The 12356-nt window shown below is 40.5% G+C and carries 10 protein-coding genes; 6 read left to right on the top strand and 4 right to left on the bottom strand.

The window, feature by feature from the left end; genetic code table 11:
- Positions 1-71 precede the first annotated feature (71 nt).
- The 3 genes from H5232_RS07960 to creD all read left to right on the top strand — a co-directional run bounded on the left by H5232_RS07960 (position 72) and on the right by creD (position 3335).
- Entirely contained in the window at positions 72-488 is a 417-nt protein-coding gene (locus H5232_RS07960; protein WP_259400112.1) for a winged helix-turn-helix domain-containing protein, read from the top strand.
- Entirely contained in the window at positions 475-1956 is a 1482-nt protein-coding gene (creC, locus tag H5232_RS07955; protein WP_182761667.1) for a two-component system sensor histidine kinase CreC, read from the top strand. The genes H5232_RS07960 and creC overlap by 14 nt, the downstream gene beginning before the upstream one ends.
- Positions 1957-2036: 80 nt before the next feature.
- The gene (creD, locus tag H5232_RS07950) at positions 2037-3335 is read left to right on the top strand and encodes a cell envelope integrity protein CreD (protein WP_182830755.1); all 1299 of its coding nucleotides are present in this window, start codon (positions 2037-2039) and stop codon (positions 3333-3335) included.
- Between the two features lie 111 nt (positions 3336-3446).
- Here the strand turns inward: creD and H5232_RS07945 are convergent, their stop codons facing one another.
- Positions 3447-4718, bottom strand: coding sequence for a LysM peptidoglycan-binding domain-containing protein (locus H5232_RS07945; protein ID WP_182740172.1), 1272 nt, complete (start codon positions 4716-4718; stop codon positions 3447-3449).
- A 66-nt stretch (positions 4719-4784) separates the two neighbouring features.
- On the bottom strand, positions 4785-5648 hold the full coding sequence (locus H5232_RS07940; protein WP_182730743.1) for a LytTR family DNA-binding domain-containing protein: 864 nt from the start codon (positions 5646-5648) through the stop codon (positions 4785-4787).
- 182 nt (positions 5649-5830) lie between these two features.
- Here H5232_RS07940 and H5232_RS07935 point away from each other — a divergent pair, with 182 nt between their 5' ends.
- The gene (locus H5232_RS07935; RefSeq protein ID WP_182830754.1) at positions 5831-7111 is read left to right on the top strand and encodes an acyltransferase; all 1281 of its coding nucleotides are present in this window, start codon (positions 5831-5833) and stop codon (positions 7109-7111) included.
- Positions 7112-7241: 130 nt separating this feature from the next.
- Here H5232_RS07935 and H5232_RS07930 read toward each other — a convergent pair whose 3' ends face one another.
- The gene (locus tag H5232_RS07930; protein ID WP_182830753.1) at positions 7242-8558 is read right to left on the bottom strand and encodes a PAS domain-containing sensor histidine kinase; all 1317 of its coding nucleotides are present in this window, start codon (positions 8556-8558) and stop codon (positions 7242-7244) included.
- A gap of 2 nt (positions 8559-8560) precedes the next feature.
- The gene (locus H5232_RS07925; RefSeq protein ID WP_182830752.1) at positions 8561-9958 is read right to left on the bottom strand and encodes a sigma-54 dependent transcriptional regulator; all 1398 of its coding nucleotides are present in this window, start codon (positions 9956-9958) and stop codon (positions 8561-8563) included.
- Positions 9959-10183: 225 nt separating this feature from the next.
- Between H5232_RS07925 and H5232_RS07920 the strand changes: the two genes are divergently transcribed.
- Both H5232_RS07920 and H5232_RS07915 read left to right on the top strand, forming a co-directional pair.
- Positions 10184-11437, top strand: coding sequence for an efflux RND transporter periplasmic adaptor subunit (locus tag H5232_RS07920; RefSeq protein WP_182798111.1), 1254 nt, complete (start codon positions 10184-10186; stop codon positions 11435-11437).
- Between the two features lie 11 nt (positions 11438-11448).
- Positions 11449-12165: an ABC transporter ATP-binding protein gene (locus H5232_RS07915; protein ID WP_182830751.1), complete on the top strand. Its 717-nt coding sequence runs from the start codon at positions 11449-11451 to the stop codon at positions 12163-12165.
- Positions 12166-12356 lie beyond the last annotated feature (191 nt).

The raw sequence follows: 12356 nt of genomic DNA, 5'->3' as shown, positions 1-12356 counted from the left end.
GAACAGGTTTCGCAAGCGTGGAATAAATTCATTTCTGTTCCTGATACGGTTAAAAGCATATGCTATAGAGAATGGATAAAATTGACTTAATCTTTATGCAGATTGGTATTACTAAGCCATTTAGCCCGCGAGAAGTGCTTGCAAGGGTTAAACTTAGAATTAGACATAGCGAAGCTGCGAGTAAAGTATCCATCTCTTCAGAACAAGCCTCAGGCCTTTATGCCGAAAATTTTGATTATCATTTCCAAAACCAAGCATTGGCTCTCACAGCATTGGAATTTAAATTGCTGGATAAGTTAATTAGCCATCCTCGCCAAGTATTCTCCCGTGAGCAATTATTGTTGTCGGCGCAAAATCACCAAGATGCTATCTATGCTCGTAATGTAGATAGTCACATCAAGGCTATTCGCAATAAATTACGCGCAGTATCGGCTCCGGAATGTATTCATACTAAACGTGGTTTTGGTTATTACTATGAATCTACCTAAGCCAACAAATACGGTATTTGCTCGTCTTAAAAGATGGCCTAAGATCCCGCTTGGACTGAGGCTGTTTTTACTCTACTTTGTATTAGTGATTTTAACCGCTTACTTGGTTAGCTCAACAGTTATGAGAGAGATCAAGCCAACGGTACGCCAAGCGAGTGAAGAAACACTGGTCGATATGGCAAACATGCTGGCTGTAATAGCAAGCAACCCAATGGCGAACGGCGATATTGCACAGAGCGCTTTTGCTAAGCAAATCAACTTTTATGGTTTGCGTGATCCCGATGCTGCTATTTGGGGTGTTGAAAAAAAATCAGTTAATCATCGAGTTTATATAACCGATCAACAAGGGATTGTAGTGCTGGATTCATGGCAGCAGGATGTTGGTAATGATTTCTCTAAATGGAATGACGTTTACCTCACCTTACGTGGTGAGTACGGGGCACGTTCAACTGCATTAGACCCTAATGATCCGCTATCAACAGTAATGCATGTTGCTGCACCAATCATGTATAACGATGAGATAATTGGCAGTGTCACAGTTGCTAAAGCGAACCGTTCTGTACAGCCATTTATTGATATTTCTAGGTATCGGGTATTAACTTGGTTAGCGTTAATGAGTGTACTCGCACTTATCATTGGTGCGTTAATCGCGTGGCGTATAAATACTGCGTTATATAAGCTTGCAGACTATGCTGATAAAATGGGGCGCGGTGAAAAAACCAGTAAACCCACCTTTAGAGTTTTTTATGAATATAGCTTACTCAGTGATGCCCTTGAAAATATGCGTCGTCAGCTTGATGGTAAGCGTTACGTAGAAAACTATGTGCAAACTCTAACGCATGAGTTAAAAAGTCCATTGTCAGCAATCAAAGGAGCCAGTGAAATATTACAAACCCCTACCACGATAGATAAACAACAGTTGTTTGCTCAGAATATTGAAACCGAAGCTACGCGCATGCAGCAATTGATTGATAAGTTGTTAGCTCTAACAAAGCTTGAGCAAATCCCAGAACTTGAACAGCGGCAATTAATTGATTTACCTGCTTTATTAGCGCAGATAAAAGCCTCTTGTATCAGCAGGCTAATGACCAAACAAGTAGAGTTAAGAGTTGTATGCGATAACAAAGTTGCCTTTGTAGGGGATCAATTTTTAATACAGCAAGGCTTGTATAATTTGTTTGAAAACGCGTTGGATTTTGTATGTGAGCAGGGGAAAATCAATATTACGGTCACACAAACCGCAGGAGAGCTTTGTATTAATGTCGAAAATACTGGCCCGAAGATACCTGATTATGCGTTAAAGAGAGTAACCGAACGTTTTTATTCGCTTGCCAGAAGTAATGGACAAAAAAGTACCGGCCTTGGGCTTAACTTTGTAGAACAAGTGGTTAAGTTGCATAAAGGAAAATTAGACATCCATAATACCCCGCAGGGCGTATCCGTTAAGCTGTTTTTACCAACTCCATAAAGACTCCATATAAGCACCATTTAAAATCCACTTTTGTCGATTACTCTAGTTCCTATATTAAATAGGGAGTAAAGATAATAATGAAACAAAAAATTGAAACGAAGTTGGTGATCATCATAGGCCTAATTGTACTGTTATTAGTGCCTATCTTTATGATCCAAAACCTAATTGATGAACGTGCAGAACATCAGCAACAAGTGCAAGCTGATATTGCTAAAAGCAGCAGCGGTGAGCAACAAGTCATTGGGCCGTTTATTCAAGTGCAATTTATAGAAACTCACACCGTGGAAGGCAACACCACTGAACAGTTAAAAACGCTGTTATTGCTACCTGAAACATTAACAATAAACAGTGAATTATCTTCTTTTGAAAAATACCGAGGTATTTATAAGGCGTTACTATATCGCTCCGAGAATCACTTTGCAGGCCAATTTAATACCGAGGCTTTAAATGAATTAGCCGGTAAAAAGATAAAACAGGTGCATATGGTGATGGCGATTAAAGATATTCGCGGTATTGGTCAGGGCAGTACAATGCGCATAAATAACCAAGAATATGCGTTGCAGCCTGGCACTAAGCTGGCGCAATTACCCGAAGGCGTTAATATTGAGCTCGATTTTAGTGCTTTACTTGAGCAACAGACGTTGGATTATCAAATTGATTTAAATCTACAAGGAATGCGTAAACTAGCTATTGCTCCTATCGGCAAAGAAACCATTCTTAGCATGCAAGCCGATTGGCCACATCCAAGTTTCGTTGGCGATTACTTACCTATCGACTCAAGTATTTCAGAGCAAGGCTTTACTGCCAACTGGCAAACAAATTACTTTGCTACCAACTTAAAAGAGCTGTTTCAACATTGTGTTTTTCAAAATCAGTGCGAGCAATTTAAGCAACGTAGCATGGGAGTTAATCTTGTTGATGGTGTTGATCATTATTTAAAAAGCTATCGTGCCAGTAACTACGCAATTTTAGTGCTGATATTGGTATTTGCCAGCTTCTTTTTACTCGAAGTGCTTCGCAGCGAACCTGTTCATCCGGTGCAATATGGCTTTGTCGGTTTAGCATTGGCCGTTTTTTATTTATTGTTGATATCACTTGGTGAGCACCTAGGATTTAACCTTGCTTACTTACTATCAGCATTAGCTTCTTCATTATTACTGAGTATTTATGTGGCCGGAATGTTGAAAAATACTAAGCATGGTGGGTTGTTTCTGATTGCTATTCTGTTTTTATACAGCTTACTTTACGGACTATTAAGCGCAGAAGATTACGCATTGTTGATGGGCAGTTTACTGGTGTTTGCAGTACTGAGTTTGATTATGATGCTGACCCGCACAGTAAATTGGTACCACACTAAATCACAAGCTGATGATTAATCACTGTTTGCAGAGGGCTGCATGATTGCAGCCCTTTAATTATTCAGGCCTAACACAGTTAGCATTGCATATAGCCGCTGAAGATAGGCTTATTATCCAGCGTTCATGTTATTAACTTGCTGATAAAAATACGGTTAGCTTATCGCCTATTTTTAAGCGATCGCTTGAAAGGCTGTTCCATTGTTTTAGCTTAGTGATGCTGACTTTGTAATGGTTAGCTATTTTCCACAAGCTTTCGCCAGATTTAACCTTATGCTCTATTTGCGTATCGGCTAACTGCGGTAGCACTAATTTTTGACCAATACGTATGGTACTATTTTTCAAATTATTAAATGCTTTTAGTTGGCTTACAGTTACTTTGTAGCGCTTAGCGATCACGCTCAAACTATCGCCACGCTTAACTGTATAATGTTGCCATTGGCTGTAGTCGTTAGAATCTTGATCAGCAATCATAGTCTCAAATTGCTTTTGCTCACTAGCAGGAACGACGAGATGCGGTGCATCAATAATCGCCGGAAAGCGAATGACCCCGTAGTTTAAGGGCTCTAACTGTTGCCATTGGGCTTTATTATCTAAAATAACTGAGCCAGAAATGGCTATTTTGGCAATTGCATCTTTATTTGCTATTGCAGGGAACGCCATTTTTTGGCTTTTTAATAATTGTGCCGCAGCAAGTAGTTTAGGTACATACTGACTGGTTTGCTGAGGGAGTTTTAAACTGAAAAAGTCAGTTGGTTTACCTTGCTTTTTATTGTTGCTGATCGCTCTAAGTACACGGCCTTCACCTAAGTTATAGGCTGCTATAGCGTGATACCAATCACCATCAAAGCGTTTGTATAAGTACTCCATAAAATCCAGAGCAGCGCGGGTACTGTCGATCACATCTTGGCGGCCATCGTACCAAGGGCTAATTTTTACCTTAAAGTACTTAGCAATGGCAGGCGTTAATTGCCAAAGCCCAGATGCATGCTTGTGCGAATAGGCACTGGCATCAAAGTCACTTTCAATTAGCGGCATTAACGCTAATTCTATGGGTAAGTTCCGCTTTTCAACCTCTGTGACAATATAATAAAGGTAAGGCTCAGCACGGCGACTAATTTCATCCATATAGTTTGGGTGAGATAAATACCATGCAATGCGTTGTTGCACATCTGGGTGGCTAGAATTGGAAAATGTAAGCTGCGCTCGGATGCGTTGCCACACACCATCGAGTTCCTGAGGACTTAAGGGAGCTATTTGCTCAATATTTTCGTTTTGTTCTTTAACAACAATATTTGGGTTAGCCTTAATATCAGGTTGTGAAGATGGTTGTTCGGGTGTGGTTTCACAACCGGATAAAATAACAACCAATGGCAGAATGCGGATAAATCGATTTAAAGACACGTACTAAACTACTCCGAAAATATAAATGCGGTTAACCTAAATCAGGCTAGCTTAACATAGCGTGAGTTAAGAATGACTTGTAGTTGAATTTAACTGTCCCTTAAATTGCTCTTTATAGCGACGCGATAAGTTAAGTACTTTGCCGGTTGTAAGTTTTACTTCACTGTCTCCGCTCGGTAGTGGCGTGATTGATTCAATCGCATCTAACCGAACGCCATGGGAGCGATGAATACGGCAAAACCCTTGCGGTTCTAACTGAGTTATAAGTTGGCTCATAGTTGCACGTAACGGGTAAATTCTTGCATCAATATGTAGATTTACATAATTACCGCTAGATTCAAGCCAGTCTATTTGTGCTACGCGGACAATAAATTCTTTTCCCAGTTTTTTTACCAGTAGTCTATCGAAATTTAAATTTTCAGGCGTATCTTCGCCTTGTCTGATCGGTGCTGCTTCACCACTTAATTGGCTCACTACATATTGATAGGTTTTAATAACAGCAATTAAAAATAAGAACCCCCACAAGTCTTTGCGGTATTCATAAAGTAATTCAAACCAGACCAAACCAAAGTCATAATACATGCCTTGTACGGTGTAAATGAGCTTGCGAATGGTGACCATAATGCCAATATGCAATAACGAAAAAGCAATGCTTGCCAGCAGATATAGCAGTAATGAGCGGGGGATTTTTTGCCAATTAAAAGGCTGGGTTTTTAATAGCCTAACTAAAGCGGGAAACAACAACAAGGTGCCAATAGCGCTGGAATATTCCCATACAAACGGCTCCCAGATCATAAATGGGAGTTCGCCATCTCGCTGGGCTTCCATAATGTTTGAGCTGGCATTTATAGTATTGTTGATAAAAATATAACTAGATAAAAATAATGCCGCATACCATCTCTGGTAGCGCTGAAAATGCGTTAAGGAGATCATTATTATTGTTACTCTTTAAAAGACCATAATTAGACTAGCAAGATAGTGATAGATCACCAAACTTATCATCCCTGATATCCACCGTTTATCCCTACTGACTGTTTTATCAGCCTTTTCTGATTGCTTAACGCAGATTGTTGTTCATATTTGTTATTAATTAGTCGTAAGCTAAATCTACCATGAAACTTAAAATAGTAATTAAAAACACAACACGTACGCTATTACAGCCATGGCTAAATGTATTTAATCAGCATGATGAACTGCCAAAGCGCCGTTATGATCTTGATTGGCTACGGGTGATTGCGTTTGGTTTATTAATTTTTTATCACACCGGCATGTTATACAGCCAAAACTGGGGATTTCATTTTAAAAGCCAGTATTTGTCTAGCAGTGTTGAAAATGTCATGTTGTTACTGTCACCGTGGCGAATGGGACTAATCTGGTTTATTTCAGGAGTAGCGCTGCGCTTTATTATTGCGCGCTTTAGTTTAGATATGTTTTTAATTACGCGCAGTGTAAAAATATTACTGCCTTTATTGTTTGGCATTTGGTTTATAGTGCCGATTCAGCTTTATGCGCAAATGAGCCAAGAGGTTGGTTTAGCTATGAGCTTTTGGCAGTTCTACCAGCAGTTCTTTGATTTAACTAACCCTTTATTTAATCACTACCAAGCAGGTATTTGGCCACATGTTGATGTAAACCATCTTTGGTACTTACGTTCGTTATGGCAATTTACTTTATTGCTGGTGTTAATGATACCGCTGCTTCATCACGCTACTGTGCAAGCAGTAATCACGCGTTTATGTGAGCGATCGTTAGTTATTGTTTTTATTGTATTGCTATTGCCGCTGTGTATTTTAAAACTGAGCTGGCCGAGTGATACATTCCGATACCCCATGGGCGCGTTGTTTTTACTTTACGGTTACTTGCTTGCTTGGCAGCCTGCATTTTACAGCCAACTGCTACGTCACTGGCAGGCGTTATTAGTGGTATTCATTTTAGGTTATTTAGTTGTCGTGCTGGGTTATCACATGATTTGGCAAAATCCTGCCGCCAGCCAATGGCAAATTACCAGCATGGATATGCTGTATACCGCGCAACGATTAGTCGGTGTATTATTTATGTTGGCACTTGCACAACGTTTTTTGAATCACGATCACCCTAAACTGGCTTTACTAAACTGTGCAGTATTCCCTTTTTATTTATTACACCAAAGTATAATTATTGGTCTTGCGTTTTACTTGTCGAAGCTGCAATTAGGTGGTTTTGTGGAGCCATTACTTATACTCAGCCTCACTTTCATTATTTGTTGGCTGGTGTTTCTTGCTGCGCGCCGTATCGACTTATTAAGCCCGATGTTAGGGATTAAAGTCACAGGTAAATATAAAGCATGGCAAGTTAGAGCTGGCTTTTATTGCGGACTTATATTGGTAAGCCCGCTGATCTTTAGGTTGACTTAATTACCTGTATTGCAAATTAACTATCGCCGTAAACGAAGACCTACGAGATATGCTGTGCAATTTAGTAGGTCGTGCTTTAGCTCGAAAGGGCTAATGCTAATGAGTCGTCACCTTAAATGGTGTTCTACACTCAACCAAATACACACCTAAAACAGGCGCCTTGTGGTTTTTGCACGTAAATTAAATCACCACCGTGGTTGAGCATTATTTGCCGAGAGAGGCTAAGGCCAATGCCGGAGCCTTGTTGCTTGGTGGTAAAAAATGGTACGAAGATCATATCTATCACATGCTCACTGATTCCTGGGCCGTTGTCGTTGATTTCTATATAAAGTTGCTGGCTAGTGTTTTGTGCCAAGCTGATTTCGATCTTTGCTTGAACGACATTCTCAGCGCTGTACTTTTGGCTACTCTTTAGTACTTCAAGAGCATTTTTTATTAAGTTTACTAATACCTGCTCTATTTGGCTGCTATCAAGCATTACTAACTGCTGATTTTTAATCGACAGTTCAATATGGGTGTGTTGAACGCGTGCTTGTTGTTGATGTAAAGCGACAATACGCGCTAGCATATCGGCTAAATTTTCAGGTGCTAAATTGGGTTTAGGTAAGCTGCTAACTTGGCGGAAACGAGCAATAAAGTCGCCTAAATGTGCCGTTCTTGATGCTAAGGTGCTTAGGGCAAGCTGTAAGTCTTGTTTATCTTCAATATCAATAAAACACAGTTCTTGTGGTAGTAAGTTAGTACATGTATTCGCTAACGATGAAAGTGGGGTAATGGAGTTGGCAATTTCGTGCGTAAGTACTTTAGTTAAGCGTTTATAAGCTTGTTGTTCTTTGAGTTGTAACTGGTCGTGAATTGATTGCAAGCTCACTACTCGGCGTACTTTACCTTGTATTTCGGCAATACTCAGTTGAATAGAGAGGGTGTCGTGCTGTTCGCCGTTTTGCCAATAGGTGGTGCTGCGAATATTATTACTGGCGTTCAAAATTAGCTCGCCAACAGCGCCTAACTCTTGCAAATGCTGAAAGCTTTTACCCAGTAATTTGCTAACTGCAGGGTTTGATTCGATCACCTTTCCATTGTCATCACATACCAATACGGCTAAATCAACATGGATGAGCAAAGCTTGTAAAAACTGCGCTTGTTGCTCGGCATTAAAGCGCGCGGTTTGCATTTGTGTTTTTACTTGCTCAAATTGTTTAAGCATTGGGTGTTGTTGACCAAGCCCTAAGGTGCTGTCGCCATTCGCTAAAGCACGTATCACCATTTCAGCTTGTTTTTGTTGGCGCTTAAAGAGCGTAAAAATATGCGTTATCAAGGCCGCAGTGACTAATATAATTAACAGCGAAGTTGCTGAAAGCCCATTATTTTGTAATAGATAACTAACGAGTGCGCTGGCGCTAATAAGTGCCACAATATTAATAGTTAATAATAAATGAGGGCGCATTGTTATAGCCCATACTTTTCAAGACGGCGATACATAGCACCACGCGTTAACCCTAAGGCTTTGGCCGCATGGCTAACATTACCTTGGTAATGTGTTAGCGCTGCACGCACAGTGCGCTGCTCGAGTATCTCAAGATCAAAGGTGTCGAATGCCTCGTTGTCATTGGTGGTTGTATGATTAGTAGCACCAGCACTACCAATCACTGAGCTAACATCAAGATTATCGCCATCACTTAAAATAACAGCCCGCTCAATAGCATGAGCAAGCTCGCGGACATTGCCTGGCCATGCATATTGACAAAGTAAGCTCATATCATGTGTTTTTATGGTTAAGTTGCGCTTGTACTTTTGTGCGAAATGATTGAGGTAATAATCTGCTAGCATTGGGATGTCATCACTGCGTTCACGTAAAGCAGGTAAGCGAATTTCAACGGTGTTTATTCGGTATAACAAATCTTGGCGAAAACGCCCCTCGGCGACAGCTTGATCAAGGTTATCATTAGTGGCACAAATTAGGCGGATATCAATATCAATCGCTTTGCTGCCGCCAACAGGTGTAATTTTGCGGTTTTGTAATGCGGCAAGCAGTTTAGCTTGATGCTCAAGGGGCAAATTGCCTAGTTCATCTAAAAATAAACTTCCGCCTTGGGCGAGCTCAAATTTACCAATTCGATCGCTTTTGGCATCGGTAAATGCGCCTTTTTTATGGCCGAATAGCTCACTTTCAAATAGGTTCTGTGCCACAGCACCCATGTCTAAACTCATAAAGGTTTGATTATGGCGCATACTTGCTTGATGAATGGCATGCGCGGTGAGTTCTTTACCTGTGCCGCTTTCGCCGGTGATCAGTATATTGGCATCAGTTTGTGCGGCTTTTTCAATGGTGGTGAATACCTGCTGCATAGCGGCGCTTTGACCTAAAAACTCAAATGGCTGATTATTGAGTACTTGATTAAGGCCGTCCTTTTGACGGGTAAGCTTACCCACTTGCTGTTTGTCTTTGGCATGTGAAAAAGCCGCCGCCACAGCCCCAAGTAGTTGCTCGTTTTGCCAAGGTTTAGCAATAAAATCAGATGCGCCTGCTTTAATAGCATCCACCGCGAGTTGAATGTCGCCGTAGGCGGTCATTAACAAAACAACGATATTAGCGTCTTGCTCGATGATTTTTTTTAACCAATAAAAACCTTCTTTGCCGCTGATGGAGTCTTGGGTAAAGTTCATGTCGAGTAAGATCACATCAATTGGCTGATCAGCTTTGCGTTGCTCGTTAATGATGTCAGCAATATCAAATGGGTTGTCAGTGGTTTTAACGCTTTGATAATGCTGCTTTAGCAATAACCGTGCGGCGATTAGAATATCGGGGTTGTCATCAACAATTAAAAGCGAGCCTGTGTGTTTCATGATTTTTATTTTTATAGAGTTTTATTTAGCCTAAAACAAAAAAGGAACAGTGTCCATAAATGGACGTTTATAAAATAAAAAAGTGTTCTATTAACGGACACTACAAACATAATAATAATTTCATTTAATTATAAGGCATTGAATTTTAATATTAAATAAAGTTGGCACAGCGTTTGTAATAACTATCGGTAATTAGTTTATTAAACCTGTATCAAGGTGGCCAACATGGATAAGAGAATAGAACGCTCATTTACGCAAAAGTATTTAAAGAAATTCACCTTTGCAGCATTGGCATTGGGTGTTGCTGCCGCTGCGTATGGGTTTACACAAACAGGTAATACAGGGCGTAGCCAGAATATTGAACGCAGTAGTTTAACCGTTAGCACGGTGAAACAAGGTGCATTTAAAGATGCCTTAAGTTTACGCGGTCAAGTGGTACCAAAAACCAGTATTTACCTTGATACCATCGCCGGTGGGCAAGTTGAGGAGCGTTTAGTGGAGCAAGGCGAATATGTTGAGAAAGGCCAACCACTAGTGCGTTTGAGCAATACCAACTTACAACTAGATGTAATGAGTCGCGAAGCCCAAGTAACTGAGCAGCTAAATTTTTTACGCAATACGCAAATGACTATGGAAACCAGCCGGTTAAATTTACGCCGTGACTTATTAGAAATAGAGCTAAAAATTACGCACCTCACCCGTCGTTTACAGCAAACTAAACCTTTGGTTAAAAGTGGCGTATTAGCGCAGGAGCAACTTGCAGAGTTAGAAGAAGATTTAAATTATTACCACGCTCGTAAAGAGCTCACGCTTGAGCGTCAAAAGCAAGAAAACTCAATCCGTGAGGTGCAAGTCGCACAGTTATCAGACAGCGCTAAAATGCTTGAAAAAAACCTGCAGTTTGCGCGTCGAAATCTCGACAATTTATTAATCAAAGCGCCTGTTTCAGGCTACCTAAGCGAGCTTGATGTGGAAATTGGTGAATCTAAAAACAGTGGCGCGCGATTAGGCCAAATTGATATTCCAAATGAATATAAATTAGTGGTACGCCTTGATGAGTTTTATTTAAACCAAGTACAGCGTGACATGACCGTGATGATTGAACTTGAAAGCGGCACAGTGAACGCCAAGGTGAGCAAAATTGATAGCCGCGTACAGCAGTCGCAATTTCAAATTGAAGTGGATTTACCCAGTAACACCAAAAGCATTAAGCGCGGCCAAAGTATTGATATTGAGTTAATGCTGGGAGGCGATAAAAACAATGCCTTACTGCTTAAACGTGGCGCTTTCTTTACCAACTCGGGCGGTAACTGGGTTTATGTTATTGAGCAAGGCGGTGATAAAGCAGTGCGTCGTGATATTCGCTTAGGCAAAAAGAATCAAAACTATTTTGAAGTGCTTGAAGGGCTCAATGCTGGGGATCAAGTGATTACCTCAAGCTACAGTAACTTTGATAAAGCACAGCAACTACAATTTTAAGGAAAATAACAATGATCAAACTAACTAATTTAAGCCGCGTATTTCGTACTCAAGATGTTGAAACTACAGCGCTAAGTAATATTAACTTAACCGTAACCGAAGGTGATTTTTTAGCGATAATGGGGCCTTCGGGCTGTGGTAAATCAACTTTGCTGTCTATTTTAGGTATGTTGGATTCACCAAGTGCAGGTAGCTTTGATTTTGCTGGAACCGACATTGCAGGCTATAGCGAAAAGCAACTAGCAGAGCTACGTAAAGCATCGATCGGGTTTGTCTTTCAAAGCTTTAACTTGATTGATGAGCTAACTGTATATGAAAACGTAGAGTTGCCGTTACAGTATCAAAAAATATCAAAAAATGAGCGTAAACAACGCGTAGAAGCCATTTTAAAACGCGTAGGTATTGATCACCGAGGCGAGCATTTACCACAGCAACTGTCAGGTGGTCAGCAGCAGCGGGTAGCCGTTGCGCGTGCATTAGTCATCAATCCAAAGCTTATATTAGCCGATGAGCCAACAGGTAACCTCGACTCTAAAAATGGTGATGAAGTGATGGCGATGCTGCGCGAATTAAATAAAGAAGGTACCACGGTTATTATGGTTACCCACTCAGAGAAAGAAGGTAATTACGCTGATCGCTTAGTGCGCTTACTTGATGGCCAAGTGATGGTTGATAAAGCGAATTTACAGCAACAATCATCAAGTGTTGCGGATGCTGTTGTTGCGTAATGCACGTTTACTATCGTTACTTTTTACAGCATGTCCCAGTGCAATTGATAAGATCTAGTGCAGCAATCTTATTTATTACACTGAGTGTTTTTGCGCTCAAACATGATCTGTCTTATGTATATCTCAATGATATGGTGAGTGATTTTTTGACTTGCCAACTGTTTTTATTCTAACCCTTTGGGGTAAGAAGG

The sequence above is a fragment of the Pseudoalteromonas sp. SG41-5 genome, from assembly GCF_014164495.1.
In the GTDB taxonomy this organism is placed as follows: Bacteria; Pseudomonadota; Gammaproteobacteria; order Enterobacterales; family Alteromonadaceae; genus Pseudoalteromonas; species Pseudoalteromonas rhizosphaerae.
Note: the sequence above shows the minus strand (reverse complement) of the source record. Positions and strands in the feature narration are given on the sequence as shown.